Raw genomic sequence first — 20,138 nt, 5'->3', positions numbered from 1 at the left:
CATTCCGGCGAAGAGCCGGGAGCCATCGCCTGTTGCTCCATCCAGGCCGGGTCACGGTCATTGCGCTTGTAACCACTCGCCATTGGAGTCGAATGTGTCTGCCGAACTTGCGCCGCTGATTTCGCCTGACTGCTTCGATTTCTCCGAAGGCGTATTGTGGCTGTCCCATTGCAAGGACGGTCCGCTGCCGCGCGTTTCGGTGCAGACGATGCAGATGTTGTTGCGTACCGAGTCGCGTCCCTGGGAGCTGCGCTGGCAGGACGACTTCCTGGACGTGCAGCAGCGCTTGCGTGAAGCGGCGGCCCGGTTGCTCGATGTCGCCGCCCATGACATCAGCCTGGTGACGTGCACATCCACCGGACTTGAAGCCATCGCGTTCGGCTATCCCTGGCAGGCGGGCGACGAGGTGGTCATCGCCGCCGAGGAGTTTCCCAGCAACCGTCTTCCATGGCTGGCGTTGCGCGAGCGCGGCGTCATCTGTACGGAAGTTCCCCTGTGGCCGGACAAGACGCTGCCCGACGCGGACATCGCTCCCGAACAACGTTTGCTCGATGCCATCACGCCACGCACCCGCATGGTTGCGGTGTCCTGGATACGCTTCCAGGACGGGATTCGCCTGGATCTCGCAGACCTGGGTGAAGTGTGCCGCGCCCGTGGCGTGCATCTGGTGGTGGATGGCATTCAGGGCGCTGGCACGGCGGTGCCGGACCTGACCGGCGTGAGTGCGTTCGTGTCCGGTGGACACAAGGGACTGCTCGGGGCGCAGGGACAGGGCGTGCTATGGACCGACCCGGTGTTTCGCCGGCGATTGCTGCCATTGGGGACGTGGCTGTCGGCACCGGCGAGCTTTTCGCAGGGCGGTGTGCAGACGGTGGGTGGCGACCTGTGGGCAAGCGATGGTCGTCGACTGGAAGCCGGCAGCCCCTCGATCCTCAACTGCGGCATCCTGGCGGCATCCATCGAGTTGCTGCTGTCGGTGGGTGGTAGCGCGGCTCTGCAAAACCATATTGCCCGTCTTCAGGGGTTTTTGCTGCGTGAATTGGCCAGACACCCCGCATGGCTGGCGGAATCGGGGCGCCTTACCGCGCTGCTCGACGATGGCCGGCTTGGATCGACGCTTTCCTTCGCGCTCGACCAGGCGCGCATCGACGCGCTGCTCAAACGTGGCCTGGCCCTGGGCATCTACGCCAGCACCCGTGATGGTTACCTGCGTGTGGCGCTGCATGGCTGGCACGGTTCGCGGGATGTGACGCGTTGTATTGACTGGCTTGTCGACCAGGCATGACACGATGCTGACACCGACTTGAGTCGCGGCCCAGTATGCTTCACGGTCTTAAGCTCGGCTTTCACGCAATTTTGTGATCAATGCGTGAAAGTGCCTGCTGCATCCCCATGCCAAAGAACGGTCCCCAACAAGTCGAGCCTCTTCCCCGAGTCCATCCCGAACCGCCAATGATTGCCGATTCACGTCCCAGCGTTCGTAGCGAGCTGCGCTCCCGCACCGCGCAAGTCCATGCGCGTCTGGAACGCATCCCGCTGGTACAGGCCATCTTGCGGGGTGAAGCCTCGTTGTCATCGTACGGACGCATGCTGCATGCGTACCGCCAATACTATGCACGTGCCCGATTTCCGCTGGCCGCGGGCTATGCCGAATTGGCCGGTATGGGGCTGCATGCGCCTGCTCATGCCCCCTTGGGGCTGATCGAGGATGATCTTCACGCGCTGGGAGAACCTCTCGTTCCGGTTGACGAGACGCCTCCGATGTTCACGACGGCAGGCGCGGTGGGCTGGGTCTGGGTAAGTGAAGGCTCGGCCCTGGGAGCCATCCTAATTGATCGCTCGCTCGATAGCCTGTTCACGCAACAACAGCGTGCCGGTCGACGTTTCTTCCAGGCCGCTCCCGATCATGCCTTGCGATGGCGTGCCGTGTGCGAGAGCATTGAGTATTACGGCCGGGAAAACAGGACACGCGACGCCGTGGTCGAGGGCGCGCTGCATGCTTTCGATGGCATTGAGCGAAGCTTGTTACGGACGCGATTATGACGCCAAACGCCCATCGCCATGCGCCGGAAGGCGAGCTCGACCTCGATGCCTGCGCACGTGAACCCATTCAGATTCCCGGCGGCATCCAGCCGTATGGCATGCTGTTCGTGCTCGACAGCGAGCGCCTGACTGTGCTTCAGCGCGCCATTGCGCGCCCGGCAATGCTCGAGGCATTCGCCGAGCCGCTGGGGCAATCCATCGATCAGTTGCTCGGTGGCGCGCTAGGCCATCTGGCAGACCCGCTCAATCGCTTGCAAGACCAGGGCACTTCTTACCTGGGCCAGGTCCATGTGCCGGGCCTGGGAGATCACCACGCCGTGGCCCATCGGGCCGAAGGCATGATCCAGTTGGAACTGGAAGAAGCCATCTCCGGAGAGCCAGGCTCGCTGGAAGATCTTTATCCGCTGATCCGCGCCTTCATGGGTGAACTGGAACGTGCCTCCGATACTGCCGAACTGTGCGAATTGGTCGCGCTGGAGATCCGCCGTATCACGGGCCTGGATCGTGTGCTGGTCTATCGCTTCGATGAAGCGTGGAACGGCACGGTGATTGCCGAATCGCGCAACGACGTGCTGCCTTCCTATCTGGATCTACGCTTTCCTGCTTCCGATATTCCCGCGCAAGCACGCGAACTGTATCGCCTAAGCCGCCTGCGCCTGATCGCCGATTGCAACTACACGCCGGTGCCATTCGAGCCGGTGAGCAATCCGCGTACCGGGCGCCCGGCCGATCTCAGCTTCGCTGCGTTGCGCAGCGTTTCGCCCGTGCACCTGCAATACATGCGCAACATGGGTACCGGCGCGTCGATGTCCATCTCGATCCTGCGCGAGGGCCGGCTCTGGGGCCTGATCTCCTGCCACAACCAGACGGCCAAGCGCGTGCCGTATCACGTGCGCACCGCCTGCGATTTCCTGGGTCAGATCGTCTCCCTGCAGATATCGGCCAAGGAGCGCGCCTCCGAGGTGGAGCAGCGCGTGGCGCGGCGTGCGATCCAGTCGACCTTGCTGACTCTGATGGCCAATGAGGATGACTTCCTCAACGGCCTGGAGCGCGCGCCGGAACTGCTGCTCTCACTGACCCAGGCCGGCGGTGTGGCAATCGTGCACGAGGGCCGTTGTATTCTGCTTGGTGACACGCCTGACCTGGCCCAGGTGCAAGGTCTGGTGCGTTGGCTGCACGAATCCAGCCAGACCGATGAGTTCCATACCGAGTGCCTCATCGACCATTGGCCTGCCGCAGCCGACTATGCCACCCGGGCCAGCGGTCTGCTGGCCGTGTCCATCTCCCAGGTGCATGCAAGCTATGTATTGTGGTTCCGGCCCGAGGTGATCCAGACGGTGCGCTGGGGCGGCGATCCCCGCAAGCCGGTCGACGGTGAGAAACTCACGCCACGCAGGTCATTCGAGGCCTGGAAGGAAACGGTACACATGCGTGCCATCGCCTGGGGTCGGGCCGATGTCGAGGCGGCGCTGGAGCTTCGTACCGGCATTGTCGACATCGTGCTGCGCAGAGCCGAGGAGCTGGCCGAGCTCAACGAACAGCTCGTGCGCAGCAACAAGGAGCTGGAAGCCTTTTCCTATTCGGTCAGCCATGACCTGCGCGCACCGTTCCGGCATATCGTCGGCTATTCGGAATTGTTGTTGCAGTCGGCCGACGACAAGCTGGACGACAAGGAACGCCGCTTCGTGGCGACCATTGTCGAGTCGGCCAAGTCCGCCGGTTCTTTGGTCGACAGCCTGCTTAATTTCTCGCAGATGGGGCGTTCGACACTGGGAAAGGCGCGCATCGACATGACGCGGCTGGCGCGTGAGGCAATACAGCAACTGGAACTGGACATGCAGGGACGTGACATTGACTGGCACATCGGTCAATTGCCGTCCGTATACGCCGACCCGGTAATGATGCGCCTGGTCTTGCAGAACCTGTTTTCCAACGCGATCAAATTTACCCGCGGCGTCGAGCACGCGCGTATCGCGATCGAGTGCGAGACCCAGATGGACAGCTACGTCTTTCGCGTGGCCGACAATGGTTGTGGCTTCGACATGCGCTACGTCAACAAGCTGTTCGGCGTGTTCCAGCGTCTGCACCATGTCGACGAATTCGAGGGCACGGGTATCGGGCTGGCCAATGTACGGCGCATTATCGAACGACATGGCGGCCGCACCTGGGCCGAGGGCGAACCTGGCAAGGGAGCGACACTCTACTTCTCCCTGCCCATGACACAAAGGCAACACCCATGAATGATCTGCGGCCTATCTTGCTGGTCGAGGACAGCCCCAAGGACGCCGAGCTCACACTCGCCGCCCTGGAGCGTTGCCAACTGCTCAACGACGTCGTCCTGGTCCGGGACGGCGCCGAGGCACTGGATTACCTACGTTGTGAAGGTAACTACGCCAACTCCGAGCATCTGCCTCCGGTCGTGATGCTGCTGGATCTGAAGCTGCCCAAGCTCAATGGCCTGGAGGTGCTTGAGGAAATCCGCAAGGACCCGGCTCTGAGCAGCACCCCCATCGTCATGCTGACTTCCTCGCGCGAGGAAAAAGACCTCGTGCGCAGCTACGAACTGGGCGTCAACGCCTTCGTGGTCAAGCCAGTGGACTTCAAGGAATTCTTCGAGGCCATCCAGGGACTGGGTATGTTCTGGGGCATCACCAACGAGCCACCGCCGCCGCGTGCCGGCCGTAACGAGAAGGTGGGATGAAGCCAGGCGCGAACACCCGCGCATCGATCGGTACGGTGCGCATCCTCTTGTTGGAGGATAGCGCCCTGGATGCCGAGCTGATCGGCAACCAGTTGACCCAGGCCGGTCTTCGCTTCGATATCCATCGCGTATGGACGCGTGAGCCGTTCATCCAGGCCCTGGAAGCCGATCGTTGCGACATCATCCTGGCCGATCATGTGCTGCCGCAGTTCGATGGCGACAGCGCACTGGAAGTGGCACGCGTCGTCGCGCCCGAGGTGCCCTTCATCTTCGTTTCGGGCACGCTGACCGAAGAATTGGCCGTCAAGGCGCTCAAGCGAGGTGCCACCGACTACGTCGTCAAGCAGCGCCTGCAACGCCTGCCGGACGCCGTGCTGCGCGCGGTCGCCGAGGCGAGCGAGCGCAAGATGCTGATGCGGGCCGAATCGGCCTTGCAGGAAAGCCGCGAACGCTTGCAGCACATTGCAGATGCACTGCCCGTGCTGATTGCCCATGTCGATAACGGACAGCACTACGGTTTCAATAACAAGGCCTACGAGGACTGGTTCGGTGTAAGCACCCAGGAGCTTCTCGGCATGCACCTGAGTGTGCTTGCCGGGAGCGCCTATACCTACCTGCAACCGCTGATCGAGCGCGCCCTGGCCGGCGAACGCATGAGCTTCGAAAGTGTGCTGCCGCATCGCGACGGATCGTCGCGGCCGGTCCATATCGACTACATTCCCGCGCACCTGCCTGATGGTTCGCCCAGTGGCTATTACGCGCTGATCCAGGACATCAGTGCGCGCAAGGCCGCCGAGGCAGCCTTGAAGTCGCTCAACGAATCCCTTGAAACGCAGGTGCAGGAGCGTACGCTGGCCTTGCGCCAGAGCGAGGCAACCCTGCATGCGATGTTCGAGACCAGCTTCCAGCACCAGGCCCTGCTCAGCGTCGATGGCACTGTGTTGGACGCCAACAGCGCCTCACTCGACAGCATCCTGGCCACGCGCGATGAGGTGATCGGCAAGCCGTTCTGGGCCACGCCCTGGTTCGCGCAGACTCAGGACATGCCCGCCCAGGTACGCCAGATGGTCACGACGGCCACGCAGGGCGGCGAAGTACGGCAGGAAATCGCGATCGAGCTGCCTACGGGGCGACGCTCCTTCGATTTTTCCATGCGGCCGTTGCGCAACGTGGCAGGCAACATCGTGGCTATCGTGTCCGAGGCCGTGGAAACTACCGAACGACGTGCCGCCGAGGAAGCCTTGCGCCAGTCGCAGAAAATGGAAGCCGTCGGCCAGCTCACCGGCGGCATCGCGCACGACTTCAATAACCTGCTGACGGTGATCCGCGGCAACATCGAGATGGTACGCGGGCGTGTAGAACGTCAGGCTGGTAGCGACACGCTGCCTTTGCGCGCGCTGGACAACGCCTTGCGTGGCACCGAGCGTGCCGCGGCCTTGACCCAGCGACTGCTTGCGTTCTCGCGTCGCCAACCCTTGCAACCCCGGGCGCTCGATCTCAATCGGCTTGTCGTAGGCATGTCCGAGCTGATGCGTCGGTCGCTGGGTGAAACCGTGGAGCTGGTCGTTAACGCCGGTCATGGCCTGTGGCGGGCCGAAGCTGATCCCAACCAGCTCGAAGCGGCTATCCTCAACCTGGCGGTCAATGCCCGTGATGCCATGCCCGATGGTGGCCGGCTGGTCATCGAGACCGCCAACGTACTGCTCGATCGCGACTATCTTGCCCAGCAACCAGACGTGCTGATCGGTCCTTATGTCTGCATTGCCGTGACCGATACCGGTAGCGGCATGAGCGCCGAGACGCTGGCGCGCGCGTACGAGCCGTTTTTCACGACCAAGGAAGTCGGTCGCGGTACGGGCCTGGGCCTGTCGATGGTCTATGGCTTCATCCGCCAATCCAATGGTCACATGCAGATCGAATCCGAGCCCGATCGCGGCACGACGGTGAAGCTGTTCCTGCCGCGACTGTTGCGGGAAACCGCCGCCGATGACGACGAACCCGTCAACGTAGCGCCGCCATCGGGCTCCGGCGGCGAAACCATCCTGGTCGTCGAGGACGACGAAGACGTGCGCACGTACTCGGTCGAATACCTGCGCAGCCTCGGTTACAGGGTGCTTGAGGCGGCCGATGGTCCCAGCGCATTGGCCCTGCTCGAGCGCGACGGAGCCGAGGTCAGGCTGCTTTTCACCGATGTCGTGATGCCGGGCATGTCCGGTCGCGAACTGGCGGTGCGTGCCCGCGAACGTCATGCATCGCTGCGCGTGCTCTATGCCTCTGGCTACACGCGCGACGTTATCGCGCAAAGCGATCGCCTGGACCCGGACATCACCATCGTGGCCAAGCCTTTCAGCCAGGCCACGCTGGCCACCATGGTGCGTGAGGCGCTGGATCGCGATGCGCGCGGCTCACGCGCGACTTGAGCGAAAACACCTGTAAGGATTACGAACGAGCAGCGAGGTTGCCGATCTGCAGGCCATGAGTATCCCCGGCAGGCAATCAATGGGCGCCCTCGCGGATCGCGACAACCGTCCGGCTCTCGCTACTCTCGCCTGGTTTCTATCGCCACATCGGAAGCCGGGCGCAACCTTACTCCGGTCACGATGATGAAAACGGCCGCGACCAGCGCAGCGGCGCTGGCCGCGACGACGGCAGGAGCACCGCCGCGATCATAGACAGCTCCGCCGGCGGCTGCGCCCAGCGTGATGGCCAGCTGCACTGCGGCCACGATCAGCCCGCCGCCGCTTTCCGCTTCATCAGGCACGGTGCGGGTAATCCAGGTGGTCCAGGCCACGGGCACAGCGCCAAACGCCATGCCCCATAGCGCCACCAGCACGGTGTGGGTGATCGACGCATGGCCCAGCAGCAGGCCGATACCGATCAGGGCCATCAGCAAGGGCATCGCCAGCAAGGTTGCGCGCAGGTTGCGCTCCAGTGCGAGGCCAGCCAGCGACGTGCCGACGAAATTTGCCACACCGAATGCCAGCAGGATCCCCGATAGCGCGTTCACGCCCACGCCCGTCACGTTTTCCAGGAACGGACGCAAGTAGGTGAAGAACGCGAAGTGCCCGGTGAATACCAGCAGGCAGGCGATCATGCCGCCGGCCATGCCGGGCCGGCGCATGACGCCCAGCAGGCTACCCAGGCTGGCCGAACTGCGGGGCGGCATCCTGGGCAGTGCCACCCACTGCCAGACCAGCACGGCCACGCTAAGCCAAGTGGCCAGCATGAATACCTGTCGCCAGCCGAGCAGATGGCCGAAATAGCTGCCAAGAGGCGCGGCGGCGATGGTGGCCAGCGACACGCCGCTGAACATGATCGACAGCGCGCGTGGTATCAGAGCTTCCGGCACCAGTCGCATGGCGATCGCGGCGGCCATGCTCCAGAAACCGCCAAGCGCCATGCCGAGCAGGACGCGGCCCACCAGTACCGCTGTCAAACCGGGTGCATGGGCCACGGTCAGATTGGACACGATCAGCAGCACGGAAAAGGCGATCAGCACCCAACGTCGATCAACGCGCCGGGTGGCGGAGGAAATCAGCAGGCTGGTCACCATGGCCACCGCCGAGGTGGCCGTTACGGCCTGGCCGGCCAAGCCCTCGCTTACCCCCAGGCTGGCGGCCATCGGAGTCAACAGGCTGGCGGGCAGGAATTCGGCAGTCACCAGGCCGAATACGCCCAGCGCCAGCGACAACACCGCGCCCCAGGCGGGCGCGATCGGCGCCGGTTCGGCGGATACAGTTTCCAGGTCGGCATGCATCAGGTTCGGCTCCGTGGCCTTTGCATCAGATGGCTGCGCAGCCTAGAGGGGATCGCTCGGACGGTCTATGATATGAAATCTGACATTCTTGATCATTCGTCCGAAAGGTATGAGCGCCCTGATAGCCCCCCTCGACGGCCACGACCTAGTCAGCGAGCTACTGCTCGGTATGCGCCTGACCGGAGTGCATTACCGGCGCATCGAGTTGCCGGTGCCGTTCGGCCTGCGTTATGGACAGGGCCGCGCGCAGTTCCATTTCGTCGGTCGCGGGCCGTTGTATCTGCGCACGTCGGGTGGGCAGCTCCATGTTCTGGACAAGGGTGATGCGGTGCTGCTGCCACTGGGGAGCGCGCATGCGTTGCTGTCGTCACCCGAGGTGTCGCCGCAGGACATCGCCGATTTCCAGAGCACCGACCTGTGCGCCAACGTCTGCGCTATCCGGCCCCGCGAGCAGGTCCACGGCAACCCCTGCGCCGATGCAAATTCGCTGATCTTCAGTGCTTGCATGGAACTGGACCTGGGCGGCATGCAGATGCTGGTTACCGCGATGCCGGAGGTCATGCGAGTGAGCACCTTGCTCGACCGCTATCCCGAATTGCGCGCCATGCTCGATGCGATGGAGCGCGAATCGCAATCCAGGCGCGCGGGTTTTGCCGGCATTCTTGCGCGCATGGCAGACCTGATCGCGGCGCTGATCGTGCGTGGCTGGGTGGAATGCGGTTGCGGCGATGCCACCGGCTGGGTGGAAGCCCTGCGCGATCCGCGCCTGGGCAAGGCCATGCTGGCCATGCATCGCGACCCAGGACGCGCATGGACCGTGGCGGAGCTGGCGGCCGAGATGGGCAGTTCGCGATCGGTATTCGCCGAGCGCTTTCTGGCGGTCACAGGCATGACGCCGCTGCGCTATCTGACCGAACTGCGCATGCGCCTGGCAACTCAATGGATCACCCGCGACCGCCAGGCCATCGAGGCCGTCGCGTATCGCCTGGGCTACGGTTCGCTGGCGGCGTTCAGCCGCGCATTCAAGCGCACCGTCGGCGTGCCTCCCGGTGCCCTGCGCGCCATCTCGTAGGCGCGACTTCAGCCGCAGATGGGGCTGTAAACCTCCAGGCCGCGATCGGGCCGCAACCTGTATCGCGACTGAGGTCGCTCCCACGGTGGCGCTGTCCATGTCCTTCCATGTGGCAACGCTGATAAGACGGGCAATGAACCGGGCGCAGCGCATACGTCATCCACAGCACGCCGCCCCAATGCCAGATCTCTTACGTGCCCCAGACCCGCCCTCCATTGCACTGGCTGCAAGCTCTGCGAGGGCTGGCGGCCTTGATGATCGTGCTCGTGCACAGCCGGGATACCTGGATGGCACTCGGCCCGGGCGGCGCATCAATCGCCAACGCCATGCTGCCGCTGGCCATGGGTGTGGATCTGTTCTTTCTGATCAGCGGTTTCCTCATGGTGCTGACCACGCGCGAGGCGATGTTGGGCATACGGGGCGCGCGCGATTTCCTGGCGCGGCGCTTTGCCCGCATAGGGCCGCTGTTCGCCATCATGAGCGTGCTCGATCTTTTGGTCGAACACGGATGGCGGGCGCTGGGACAACCTTCGATCGTCGGCGTTTACCTGGAAGGTTTACTCTTCATGCCGCATGACCCCCAGGCGTCGCCGCTGTATTTCCACATGGCGATGGGCGTGTCCTGGACGTTGTGCTTTGAAAGCTACTTCTACGTAATGTTTGCCGCATCGATGGGGTTGGGGCGCTTTCGCTATGCCGCCTTGATGGCATGGTTTGCCTCGACGCTGGTGCTGTGGCCGTTATGGGTGGGTCATTTCACGCTGGACCCGCGCGCCGCATTCATGGGCGATGTTCGCTATCTTGCCCTGGTGAACAACCCGATCGTGTGGGATTTCATGCTTGGCATGCTGGCGGGCGCGTTGTATTCGATGACGTGGCGGCCGCACGCGGCCACGGTGCTGCTCGGTGTCCTGGTCGTGCTGGTGTGGCTGGCGTTGCATTGGCGTGCGCTGGGCCTGATCGATTTCCATGGTCCGGCAGGCTGGGGCTTACCCATGGCGATTATCTTTCTTGCCGTGTGCATGCTTGATCGCCACGCTCATGGGGCGTGGCCCGCATTCGCCATCGGGTTGGGCGACCTGTCCTATGCGCTGTATCTCGTGCACGTTCCCGTATTCATCCTGGTGGGGGACAGCATCCAGGCATGGTCGCTGGAAAACAGTCCAGCAGCGATCATGTTGCTGGCGATACGCCCGCTGCTGGCAATCGGTATCGCGGTCATGGTTCACCGATATCTCGAAAAGCCTGTCTTGCTGGCCATGCGCCGGCGTCTTTCCGTGAGTTCTTGAGCGCAGGCGTCCGGGCCTGGCATGAATCGACGGCCAGCGCGTGGCATTGGCGCTATCGGGTATGCGTGCCGGTTGCGTCATAATCGCCCATTGCGTGAGGCCGTATGCCTCCCGGATCAACCGGGCGGGCATGGTGGCCTTTTCGCGACGAGGCAACCCATGGCAGATCGTTTGGAGCAAGCATGAGCAGGGCAGGCGACAGCATTCCCTTCAACTGGCCATACATGACCGGCAAGGAGCTTTACTACATTGCCGAGGCACACCATAACGGTGCGCTAGCCGGGGATGGCCCGTACACCAAGCGCTGTCACCAGTGGCTGGAAAACTATGCCAACTCGCCGCGCGTGTTGCTCACGCATTCATGCACGGCTGCGCTGGAAATGGCCGCGATCCTGTTGGACATCAAGCCGGGCGACGAAATCATCATGCCCTCGTACACGTTCGTGTCCACGGCCAATGCCTTTGTCTTGCGCGGTGGTACGCCCGTGTTCGTGGACATTCGCCCCGATACGCTGAACCTGGACGAGGCACAGATCGAATCGGCGATCACCTCACGCACGCGTGCCATCGTCCCCGTGCATTACGCTGGTGTGGCCTGCGAGATGGATACCATCATGGCCATCGCCGGGCGACACGGCTTGAAGGTGGTCGAGGATGCCGCGCAGGGTGTCATGTCCAGCTACCGCGGTCGCGCGTTGGGCAGTATCGGCGACCTGGGCGCCTATAGTTTCCACGAGACCAAGAACGTCATTTCCGGTGAAGGTGGCGCCTTGCTGGCCAACGATCCCGCGCTGGCATCGCGTGCGGAAATCGTGCGCGAAAAAGGTACCGATCGCAGCCGCTTCTTTCGTGGTGAAGTGGACAAGTACAGCTGGCAGGAGCCGGGCTCATCATTCCTGCCCGGCGAACTCACGGCGGCCTTCCTCTGGGCGCAATTGGAAGAAGCCGAGCGCATCACCCACGAACGCCTGGCCAGCTGGGATCGCTACCACCACCTGCTCGAACCGCTCGAAGCCAGGGGCGTATTGCGTCGCCCGATCATTCCGGCGACGTGCACGCATAACGCGCATATGTATTACATCCTGCTATCGGAGCAGTTTGATCGCCAGGCGTTGCTGGCCGAACTCAAGCGTCACGACGTCCACGCCGTTTTCCATTACGTTCCGCTGCATGCATCACCGGCAGGCCGACGCTTTGGCAAGACACACGGTTCGCTCGAGCGAACCGAGCGTCTTTCCGAGCAGCTCATCCGCCTGCCAATGTGGGTAGGGCTGGAAGAATCCCAGCAGGCCAAAGTGGTGGATGTGATCGCGCGGTGGACGGCATCGTAGGAGCCAATTCATTCGCGATGCAAGACGCGACGAGGTCGCGGCTTGGAGGTCCAGAGCCCCCATCTGCGACTGGATCGCAGATGGCATCGCGATTGAAATCGCTCCTGCAACGTCGCTTTTTACCCGTCACGGCGCCTCAGGCGCGGCCTCATTTCCTTGGCATCGCAATCGCGCCAATCAGATCCTTGCCTTCGCCGCGCACCAGATGCGGATACTTCAGGCCACCGTGGTAATCCACCTTCACGGTCTGAAAGTCGTTGACATCCTTGATCAGGAATTCGATCGGTGTGGTGGTGCTCTTGGCGGCGGTCACCGCGTCCTTGAGCACCTCGGGCGAGAATTCCTTGCCATTGACCGCCACGATGGTCACACCAGGTACCAAGCCGGCTTTTGCTGCTGCGCCCTCCCATTGCGCATCGCGAACTTCGCCACTGTTGGTTACCTGGATGCCGAGCGAATAAGCCAGATTGATCGACTTGCGCAACGTTTCCTGCGTCTTGGCGAACTCGGTCGGCTTGTCGTCGTAAACCAGTTTCCAGCCGCCGTCTTCGATGCCCTTTTCCGGTAATGTATCGCCGGTGTAGTCGAGGCGCTCGCGCAGGAAGCGCTTCCAATCGTATGGCTGAACATCGTTGAGGGTCTTGACTACGTCTTCGAACGTATAGGTCTTGGGCACGTAGCTGCCGCTGTCCATGCCATAGAATGCCTTGGCGAATTCATCCAGCGTGTGCTTGCCGCCGGAGAGCTCGCGAATCTTCGTGTCTACGTCCAGCCACAGCATTTGGCCTTCCGGGTAATAGTCGGAGCTGCGACGAAGGTTTACCCAACTGCTCATGCCATGCGTAGCCAGCGGAATGCCGTCGGCGGTGTCTTGCAATGAACGCCATTGGCGGCCGGTGCGTGCGCTCATGTCGGCGGCGATGCCTGCCAACGAATCGTGCCATTGGTCGGTGGTCCAGATACCCGAGCGTGTCGTGAGCACGCCTGCCCAGTAGTCGGTAAGGCCTTCGTAGACCCAGAGCAGGTCGTCTTGCATCGGTTCGGCGAACGTCGGCGTCCATAGATCGGCCGGGCGACGGAACTTGCCATTCCACGAATGGATGTACTCGTGCGGCAACAGTGTGCCGGCGGCTGAATGCACCTTGGCATCCGACAGGAAATTGGCGAACAGGCGATCGTCGCTGGACTGATGATGCTCCAGGCCGAAATGACCAGTATGGTCGGACACCACCAGCAGGAAGTCGTAGTGACCGTAATGATGCGCGCCGAACAGCTTGTTCGCCTGCACCACGAGACTGCGCTGCGGGGCGATCTGCTTGTCGGAGATCTTGATGCTGTCGGCATCCTCGCCCACGATGTCCAGGTGCACGGGTACCGATTGATCAGGCGCCAGGTCCACACGGTTGAAATACTTGCCGGTCAGCAGCGGCGAGTCGACGAAATTTTCGTAGCTGACGGGCTTGAAGGTGACGGTGTCGCCCGATTGCGAGGCGGTTTCCAGCGCGGTGGCAAACTTCCAGCCCGCCGGCAGCTTGACGGTCGGTTCGATCATGATGCGGCTGGTGTAATAGCCGGCCGGATAGAACGACACTTCGTTGAATTCCAGCGGAATGTAATGCGGCGTATCGGCATCGAGGTAGTCGAAACTCAGGTCGAGCTTGTCCACGCCCTCGGGCGCGTCCACGTGAAAGGCGAACATGTCCTTCAGGTCGCGGCGCCACGGGATCTTCTTGCCGTTGGCAGTGATGATGAGGCTGGCCACGTTCGACAACGGGCCGCTCGGCTGGTGTTCGCCGGGAATCCATTTCGGGTAATACAGCACCACGTGACCCGACGACACGGGGATGCTCTCGCGCACATGGATCAGATGCCGTGCCTGGTCGGTCAGGTCCACGTTCAGCGCGAGATTTCCCTTGTAAGGTTGATCGACCGGGGCGGGAAGATCCTGCGCGAAGGCGGTGGGAGCGAGGGTGGCCAGCGCAATGGCGGTGGCGAGCGAGGCACGGCGGAAGGCAGGGCGCATGAGCAGGTCCGGGCTGCGGGGGAAGCCCCGATGGTGGAACCGTGCGACGCTGGGGCGTATATGCCAGAGGTCACGAGCATGCGTCAGGCCGTGTCTCGCCATTGCCCGGTAACCCGCCAGCGGCTACAGTGCTCGCGCTTTGAGGTGTCCCAAGGGCCTGCGCCCACGGGATGAAACGGGAAGCCGGTGCGCTCTTTCCATGGAGCAAGGCCGGCACTGCCCCCGCAACGGTAAGCGAGCCTGTCGAGCGATTCCACGCCACTGTGCCCTGGCATGGGAAGGCATCGTTCGAAGGCATGCGTGTGTGCATGCCAGCCGCGAGTCCGGAGACCGGCCCCAAGCATCGGTTCTGGCAACTCGCGGCGGGCGAGATTCGGAACGCGCGTTGGCGCTTAGCGTCGCCTGCCCGCTGCCCGTCTCTCACCAAGCCTTCGATATGCCGGCTTATTCATTCACGCCGTGCGGGGTCGTGCGGCAGGGGATCGGCACATGAAACACACTCCATTGGCAGCCGCGCTGCTTGGCCTGCTTTTCGTCCACGGCGCTTTCGCCGATGAGGCGGCGAGCAACGACCGCAATACGACGCTCGAACCGGTGGTGGTGACCGCTACGCGCACCGCCGTCGCCGCTGACCAGACGCTTGCATCGGTCACGCTGATTACTCGCGATGACATCGAGCGCCTGCAACCCACGTCCACCGTCGATCTGCTGGTCGGATTGCCCGGCGTGTCGCTGGCACAGACTGGCGGCATCGGTAGCCAGACCTCGCTATTCCTGCGCGGTACCAACGCGACGCATACGTTGGTATTGATCGATGGTATTCGCATCGGTTCGGTGAGCGTCGGGTTGCCTGCACTGGAGCAGATTCCGGTCGAGGCGATCGATCGCATCGAAATCGTGCGCGGTCCGCGCGCCAGCCTCTATGGCTCGGATGCAATCGGTGGCGTGATCCAGATATTCACGCGCCATGGCCAACCCGATGGAGGCATTGCGCCCTCGGTCAGCGTCACGGGCGGTAGTCATGGCTACATCAACGGACAGGCCGGTATCTCCGGCGGCGATTCGCACTTCTGGTACAACGCCAGCCTCGGTGGTCAATACACCAGCGGCATCCGTTCGTGCCGTGATGGTGCCGCCGAGCGTGGCGTGGCTTGCTTCGTCGACGATCCGCGCAATGATGCCTATCGAAACTGGAATGGCCTGGCCAACCTCGGTTATCGCTGGGATAACGGTACCGAGCTCGCGTTCAACTGGCTGCGCAGCAAGAGCAATGCCGAATACGGCGGTTCGCCGTTCGCCGGCAATGACGGCATCGAAGAGCAGCGCCTGGTGGGTGCCCGCCTGAGCTTTACGCCGGTGGATATCTGGAAGGTCACGCTCAATGCGGGCCAGAGTCGCGATAACAACAGCACTTCCTACCAGGGCACGTATTTCGGCGATTACTACCCGCGTACGCCCACCGGTTTCTTCGATTCGCGTCGTAACCAGGCTTCCTGGCAGAACGATTTCACGCTTGCACCCGGCCAGTTGCTGACCGCGGGCGTGGATTACCAGCAGGAGCACATCGACAGCGATACCGCCTTCCAGCAGACGCAGCGTCACAACACCGGTGTGTTCGGGCAGTACCAGGGCACGTTTGGCCAGAACGAGCTGCAATTGTCCGGTCGCCACGATCACAGCAACCAGTACGGCAACCACAACACCGGTGCGGTCGCGTGGGGCTATCACTTCGACCAGGGTCTGCTGCTGTCGGCCAGCTACGGCACCGCCTTCCATGCGCCCACCTTCGATGACCTGTTCTTCCCGGCGTTCGGTGGCTTTCCCACCGCCAACCCCGACTTGAAGCCGGAAACCTCGCGCAGTGCCGAAATCGGCCTGAGCCAGCAACTGGAAGGCTGGAACTGGGGCGTCAATGCATACCAGACCCGCATCAACGACCTGATCACGCTCGATAGCAATTTCATTCCGCAGAACATCAGTCGCGCACAGATCCGTGGCATCGAAGGCCAGCTCGGCTTCAACATGGATGATTGGCGCGTGCAGACCTCGTTGACCCTGATGCAACCGAAGAACGATGACGGCGGTCCCAACGACGGCAGTCAGCTTCCCCGTCGCGCCAAGCAAACCGGTCGCGTCGACGTGGACCGCAGCTTCGGCAACTTCGCCGTGGGTGGCACCTTCTTCGCCTCCGGCAAGCGCTACGACCAGGCCGGTAACGTCAACCGGATGGGTGGCTATGCCACCACCGACCTGCGTGCCAGCTACACCTTTGCCCCCGACTGGCGCGTGGAAGCGCGGGTGGCGAACGTGTTCGACCACAACTACGAGACGGCCTACTACTACAACCAGCTCGGCCGCACCTGGTATCTCACGCTGCGCTACACCCCCACGATTCGCTGAATCGACCCAGCCGCCGCCAGGGAAGGCAGCCGGCTGCTGGCGGTTACTCTCATCCCGGCTATCTCCAACCTCCTTCGTCAATCCGCTTGACGGCGGCCTCGGTCGCGCGTAATTTTCCCGCGTCGACGGTTTTTATCTTTTCATCTGCATGAAGAGATGAAATTAAAAGGGAAGCCGGTGCGGCCCATCCAGGCCAATTCCGGCGCTGCCCCGCAGCGGTGTGTGGAAACGACCTTCGCCATGAGCACTGGCCCCTTCCCGGGGCTGGGAAGCGGCGAACATTAGGCGAGGCGTCCCATGCCTCATGTCCACGAGCCCGAAGACCTGCCCCGGCCAGGGAGTTCATTCCCTGCTTGACCTGGAACCTCCGCGGGGAGGTTGGCCGGAGCTATGGGTACCGCCTGCGGCGTGTCCATGGCGCGCGTGCCTGCCTTTCGTGGAATCCGGTTCGCCCGAGGGGGCGAAGGTCGCTCGTGTGCCTTGCGTCGCGATCCGGTCGTGGCGTGGTCGCGCACGATTCCTTCGTTCCTCATTCGTCATGAATCGAGGACACACTGCACATGGCTACATTGACCAATCTCGGCTTCCCCCGCATCGGTGCGAAGCGCGAACTCAAGCAGGCCCTGGAGGCCTTCTGGCGCGGCGACGCGTCGTCTCAGGCGCTGCTGGACACCGCCGCACGGCTTCGGCACCGGCACTGGCAACTGCAACGCGATGCAGGTGCCGACGTGGTGCCGTGCAACGACTTCTCGCTCTACGACCAGGTGCTGGACACGGCATTTCTGTTCGACGCGATTCCCGAACGCTACCGCGCCCTGGCCGACGCCGATCCGCTGGCTGGCTACTTCGCGCTGGCGCGTGGCGCGCAGGGCGACGGTCATGACCTGCACGCCCTGGAAATGACCAAATGGTTCGACACCAACTATCACTACCTGGTGCCGGAGCTGACAAAGGACCAACGTTTCCGGCTGCGTGGCGACAAACCTGTTGCCGAATTTCTCGAAGCCAGGGCGTTGGGCTTCAACGCGCGTCCGGTCATCCTGGGCCCGGTGAGCTTCTTGCTGCTATCGAAAACCGTCGACGGAAGCGATCGCCTTGCCCTGCTCGAAGCGTTGATCCCGGCGTATGTGAGCCTGTTGCAGCAACTGGATGAAGCCGGTGCTGAATGGGTGCAGGTCGACGAGCCCTGCCTGGTGCTGGACCAGGACGCCGCCGACCTCGCCGCGTACCAGCAAGCTTATGCCGCGTTCGCCGACGTCGATGGTCCACGCTTGTTGCTGGCCACGTACTTCGGCGCATTAGGCGAGAATCTCGCGCTGGTGAAGAAACTGCCTATCGCCGGCCTGCACATCGACCTGGTGCGCGCGCCCGAACAACTTGACGCCGTGCTCGACGTCCTGCCGTCCTCGTTCGTGCTGTCGCTGGGTCTGGTCGATGGCCGCAACATCTGGCGAACCGACCTGGATCGGGCACTGTCCCTGGCAAAGCACGCGCAGCAACGCATGGGTGATGCGCGCTTGCAGATCGCACCATCCTGCTCGTTGTTGCATGTACCGTTCGATGCATCGACCGAAAAGGCACTTCCCGATGAACTGCACGCATGGCTCGCCTTTGCCAGGGAAAAAATCGGCGAGCTGCGTACGCTGGCTGATGCGCTCGCGGAAAAACCTTCGGCACAGCACGCGCTGCAAGAGGCGCGCGAACGCCAGGCCAGCCGCCGCCATTCGACCAGCGTGCATCGCGCGGCGGTGGCGAGGCGCATCCGTGGCTTGGATCCGGCCGCCGCGCGACGCGCCTCGCCGCATGAGCGGCGGCGCTCGTTGCAGCAGCAGAAGCTGGCACTCCCCCCTTATCCAACCACCACGATCGGCTCGTTCCCGCAAACCCACGAAGTACGCGACGCACGCGCCAGATACAAATCCGGCAAGTTAGCCGAAGCCGACTACGAAGCCTTCCTGGAAGCGGAAACCGGCAAATGCATTCGTTTCCAGGAAGAGATCGGCCTGGACGTGCTCGTGCATGGCGAGTTCGAGCGCAACGACATGGTGGAATACTTCGGCGAACAGCTCGATGGCTTCGCATTCACCAGGAACGGCTGGGTGCAGAGTTACGGCTCGCGTTGCGTCAAGCCGCCGATCATCTATGGTGACGTGCAGCGTCCGGCACCGATGACCGTGCGCTGGTCGCGCTATGCCCAGTCGCTGACGCAGCGTCCCATGAAGGGCATGCTGACCGGGCCGGTCACGGTGTTGCAGTGGTCGTTCGTGCGTGACGACCAACCCCGGTCAGATACCTGTTTGCAGATCGCGCTCGCCTTGCGCGACGAAGTGCTGGATCTGGAAACAGCCGGCATCGGCGTCATCCAGATCGATGAACCGGCGCTGCGCGAAGGCCTGCCACTGCGTCGTACCGACTGGCATGCCTACCTGGATTGGGCGGTGCGATGCTTCCGCATCACCGCATCGGGCGTTGCAGATACCACGCAGATCCACACCCACATGTGCTATTCGGAATTCAACGACATCATCGATGCCGTCGCCGCGATGGATGCCGATGTCATCTCCATCGAAACCTCGCGCTCGCGCATGGAACTGCTCGATGCCTTCGTGAAATTCCGCTACCCCAACCAGATCGGTCCGGGTGTCTATGACATTCATTCCCCGCGTGTGCCGGACACCGAGGAAATGATCGCGTTGCTGGAGAAGGCGCAATCGGTGCTGTCGGCCGAGCAGCTATGGGTCAATCCCGACTGCGGCCTGAAGACACGCGGATGGCCCGAAACACGCGCCGCCCTGATGTCCCTGGTCCAGGCCGCGCAGGCGATGCGCAGCAAGCTATCGGCAGCTGCCTGAGCCGGGCAGATGACCACCGCGAGGAAAGGCGCGGTGGTCATCTATGGCGATCGGGCTTGCTCCCATGATTGAGCGCTGTTATCTATGTCAGTTGGCGCGATCCAGCGCACCGAGTGTGGGCAAAGCGATGGCTTCGCGCACGAGACGGTATCCACCTGGATCGGCGCAGAGGAAGTCGACGTCGACCGATTCGCGATACTCCCCGCATTGCAGCGCGATGGCTGTGCCGCCTGCGAAGTAGCATTTCGAGCGTCGCAACAGCTCTCCATCGAGTGCCTGCAGAACATGTGCGATGCGTTGATGATGAGCGCGTTCAAACATGGAGAACTCCGTTGCCATAGCGCTTGACCAGGTCATCCAGGAGCGCGCGTTCCTGGTTATCCATCGCGCTCTGATCCACTAGCGACCCATGACGTTCATAGAGAGCCAGGGCCTCCTTCTCCGGGATCGTCCGCTTTCCAGGCCGGTTCCACGCCAGCCGTTTGAGCTGTGCGTAATGATCGATTGCCACCACGGGCTCCATGACCGTAGGAGCGAGATTCAGTGCTCGCATCAGGGCGGCGTAGGTACCCATGGCGACGCTGGGCCGCCCTTGCTCGACCTTAATCAGTTTCTGACGGGTCATGCCTGCCAACGCGGCCATGGCCGCCTGGGTAAGACCCAATCGCTC

13 protein-coding genes, 1 pseudogene and 2 riboswitches are annotated in these 20,138 nt (G+C 62.7%); of the genes and pseudogenes, 10 read left to right on the top strand and 4 right to left on the bottom strand.

Features of this window, described 5'->3' with window-relative positions; translation table 11 throughout:
• Positions 1-94: 94 nt before the first annotated feature.
• The 5 genes from VF436_RS20395 (at position 95) to VF436_RS20375 (ending at position 7,164) form a co-directional block, all read left to right on the top strand.
• The gene (locus VF436_RS20395) at positions 95-1,285 is read left to right on the top strand and encodes an aminotransferase class V-fold PLP-dependent enzyme (RefSeq protein WP_330905890.1); all 1,191 of its coding nucleotides are present in this window, start codon (positions 95-97) and stop codon (positions 1,283-1,285) included.
• 167 nt (positions 1,286-1,452) lie between these two features.
• Positions 1,453-2,043 carry a biliverdin-producing heme oxygenase gene (locus tag VF436_RS20390; RefSeq protein ID WP_330905889.1) on the top strand — a complete coding sequence of 197 codons (591 nt, stop codon included), beginning with the start codon at positions 1,453-1,455 and terminating at the stop codon, positions 2,041-2,043.
• Positions 2,040-4,283, top strand: coding sequence for an ATP-binding protein (locus VF436_RS20385; protein WP_330905888.1), 2,244 nt, complete (start codon positions 2,040-2,042; stop codon positions 4,281-4,283). The genes VF436_RS20390 and VF436_RS20385 overlap by 4 nt, the downstream gene beginning before the upstream one ends.
• A complete protein-coding gene (locus tag VF436_RS20380) occupies positions 4,280-4,744 on the top strand; it encodes a response regulator (protein ID WP_330905887.1) in 465 nt (154 codons plus the stop codon). Before VF436_RS20385 ends, VF436_RS20380 begins: the two co-directional genes overlap by 4 nt.
• Positions 4,741-7,164, top strand: coding sequence for a response regulator (locus tag VF436_RS20375; RefSeq protein ID WP_330905886.1), 2,424 nt, complete (start codon positions 4,741-4,743; stop codon positions 7,162-7,164). Before VF436_RS20380 ends, VF436_RS20375 begins: the two co-directional genes overlap by 4 nt.
• Positions 7,165-7,283: 119 nt before the next feature.
• Here the strand turns inward: VF436_RS20375 and VF436_RS20370 are convergent, their stop codons facing one another.
• Entirely contained in the window at positions 7,284-8,501 is a 1,218-nt protein-coding gene (locus tag VF436_RS20370) for an MFS transporter (protein WP_330905885.1), read from the bottom strand.
• A gap of 109 nt (positions 8,502-8,610) precedes the next feature.
• Between VF436_RS20370 and VF436_RS20365 the strand changes: the two genes are divergently transcribed.
• From VF436_RS20365 to rffA, 3 genes are all read left to right on the top strand, one after another.
• Positions 8,611-9,573, top strand: coding sequence for an AraC family transcriptional regulator (locus VF436_RS20365; RefSeq protein WP_330905884.1), 963 nt, complete (start codon positions 8,611-8,613; stop codon positions 9,571-9,573).
• A gap of 194 nt (positions 9,574-9,767) precedes the next feature.
• Positions 9,768-10,862, top strand: coding sequence for an acyltransferase (locus VF436_RS20360; protein WP_330905883.1), 1,095 nt, complete (start codon positions 9,768-9,770; stop codon positions 10,860-10,862).
• 182 nt (positions 10,863-11,044) lie between these two features.
• Complete coding sequence (gene rffA / locus VF436_RS20355) at positions 11,045-12,193, top strand: dTDP-4-amino-4,6-dideoxygalactose transaminase (RefSeq protein WP_330905882.1); 1,149 nt, start codon at positions 11,045-11,047, stop codon at positions 12,191-12,193.
• A 148-nt stretch (positions 12,194-12,341) separates the two neighbouring features.
• Here the strand turns inward: rffA and VF436_RS20350 are convergent, their stop codons facing one another.
• On the bottom strand, positions 12,342-14,216 hold the full coding sequence (locus VF436_RS20350) for a M61 family peptidase (RefSeq protein ID WP_330905881.1): 1,875 nt from the start codon (positions 14,214-14,216) through the stop codon (positions 12,342-12,344).
• 125 nt (positions 14,217-14,341) lie between these two features.
• Positions 14,342-14,569, top strand: a riboswitch (cobalamin riboswitch).
• Between the two features lie 136 nt (positions 14,570-14,705).
• Between VF436_RS20350 and btuB the strand changes: the two genes are divergently transcribed.
• A complete protein-coding gene (btuB, locus tag VF436_RS20345; protein ID WP_330905880.1) occupies positions 14,706-16,616 on the top strand; it encodes a TonB-dependent vitamin B12 receptor in 1,911 nt (636 codons plus the stop codon).
• Between the two features lie 108 nt (positions 16,617-16,724).
• Positions 16,725-16,962, top strand: a riboswitch (cobalamin riboswitch).
• A gap of 214 nt (positions 16,963-17,176) precedes the next feature.
• A complete protein-coding gene (metE, locus tag VF436_RS20340; protein WP_330905879.1) occupies positions 17,177-19,468 on the top strand; it encodes a 5-methyltetrahydropteroyltriglutamate--homocysteine S-methyltransferase in 2,292 nt (763 codons plus the stop codon).
• Between the two features lie 87 nt (positions 19,469-19,555).
• On the opposite strand, the gene VF436_RS20335 is transcribed toward metE, so the two are convergent.
• Entirely contained in the window at positions 19,556-19,789 is a 234-nt protein-coding gene (locus VF436_RS20335) for a nucleotidyl transferase AbiEii/AbiGii toxin family protein (protein ID WP_330905878.1), read from the bottom strand.
• Positions 19,782-20,138 (bottom strand): annotated as a pseudogene (locus VF436_RS20330) (helix-turn-helix transcriptional regulator); the annotation flags it as partial. The gene VF436_RS20335 and the pseudogene VF436_RS20330, both read right to left, overlap by 8 nt.

The sequence above is a fragment of the Dyella sp. genome (genome assembly GCF_036384435.1).
Classification (GTDB): Bacteria; Pseudomonadota; Gammaproteobacteria; order Xanthomonadales; family Rhodanobacteraceae; genus GSA-30.
The sequence above is the reverse complement of the archived record's forward strand: the minus strand, read 5'-3'. Positions and strand labels throughout refer to the sequence as shown.